The 1,460-nt window shown below is 41.7% G+C and carries 1 protein-coding gene; it reads right to left on the bottom strand.

Translation table 11 applies throughout. The annotated features are described in order from the left end of the window. Positions 1-26 precede the first annotated feature (26 nt). The gene (locus tag HMPREF1048_RS08255) at positions 27-1,289 is read right to left on the bottom strand and encodes an NRAMP family divalent metal transporter (RefSeq protein ID WP_000075803.1); all 1,263 of its coding nucleotides are present in this window, start codon (positions 1,287-1,289) and stop codon (positions 27-29) included. Positions 1,290-1,460: the final 171 nt, after the last annotated feature.

Here is a 1,460-nt window from a genome sequence, read left to right as displayed (position 1 = left end):
TATTATCTTCATCTCGCGCTTGTCAGTTAACCTGCTTTTCCGATTGCGAGTGCGTAGATAAAGAAGATGGCGAAGCCAAAGAGGAAAATCAATCCTGCAATGGCAAGGTGTTTGAGCCAAGAAGGAAGATTTTTGTTTTCACGCGTTACCAAGGCGTAGTTCAAAAGAGCGAAGAATGGTGTTGTCAGGAAAGAACCAATCATGGCAAAGCGGAGCATGGTTGAAACCTGACCAGCGAAGAACTTGATAATGACGATACCGATGATAGCAGTGATGGTCATCCAGATATTCAAAGATTTACTACTGTCTTCTTTTTGACTGATTAGCAGTCGGAGAGATTCCTGATTGACACGAGAATAGCCATCAATAACAGTGATAACTGTTCCAAAGATACACAGGAAGGCAATAAAGGTAATCAAGTAACGGGACCATTCGCCAAGAACAGAGGCATACATGCCCACGAATTGAGAGATGTATTTGGCTGAAGCAGCTTCAACTGCTTGCCCTGTGGGATATTGAATCAATGCTCCCAGTGCTACAAAGAACACAGCTAGGATAGCTGTTCCAATGTAACCAACGTTAAAGTCAAATAGAGCGTCCTCGGTGTTAAAGTTGACGGTCTTTTTCTTTTCAGCAGACCAAAGTGAATTGATAGCTGAAATTTCAATAGGAGCTGGCATCCACCCTAGGAGGGAGACGATGAAGGGTAGAGCTGCCATTTGCCAAGGTGTTTTCTCGACAAAATCAGAACTGTATTCGGGATGCTTGACCGCCGCAATGATAACTGCAAGAACAGTTGCAATGGTCAAAGCTGACATGATCCATTTTGCCATGCCATCTAAGAGTTTGTAGCCTCCAAAGAGTAACATAGCCCAAATGATTGCAACGAGAATGAGGGACCACTGAGTGATGCTCAGACCGATCATTGGGAAGGCGCTGGCGATGATAGCTGAGCACAGAATGGCGACACCAGCTGTGTTGACCATAGCCGAAAAGACATTGAGGATAAAGAAAATCCAGAGATAGAGTTTTCCTTTTTCGGCATAACCTTCAACCAAAGTCTTTCCAGTATCAGCGGTGTATTCAGCACCAAAACGGAAAAATGGATATTTAAAGACATTGGCTAAGATGACCAAGAGGAGTAGCGACCACCCATAAGAACCACCAGCTTGAGTGGAAGATACAATGTGAGAACCACCAACAGCAGCAGAAGCCATTAGGATTCCAGGTCCCATTGCTTTTAGTTTACTTGTCCAGGTTGATTGATTTAACGAAATAGCTTGCGACATGATAAATACTCCTTTTTGAATTTTCAGAATAATCTGGATATGTAATCTATATTCTACAAAAAACTTTGGGAAAATGCAAGAATATTTTGAAAAAAAGATAGAAAATTACAGAAAATTTACAAAGAAGATCTGAAAACAACTGCTATGATAGTAATACTCTTCGAAAATCTC

The sequence above is a fragment of the Streptococcus mitis SK575 genome (assembly GCF_000257865.1).
GTDB classification, from domain to species: domain Bacteria; phylum Bacillota; class Bacilli; order Lactobacillales; family Streptococcaceae; genus Streptococcus; species Streptococcus mitis_CQ.
This window is presented reverse-complemented; position numbering and strand designations above follow the sequence as displayed.

Coding starts and splice junctions, on each gene's coding strand:
- HMPREF1048_RS08255 (WP_000075803.1), bottom strand. CDS start 1,289: ATGTCGCAAGCTATTTCGTTAAATCAATCAACCTGGACAAGTAAACTA.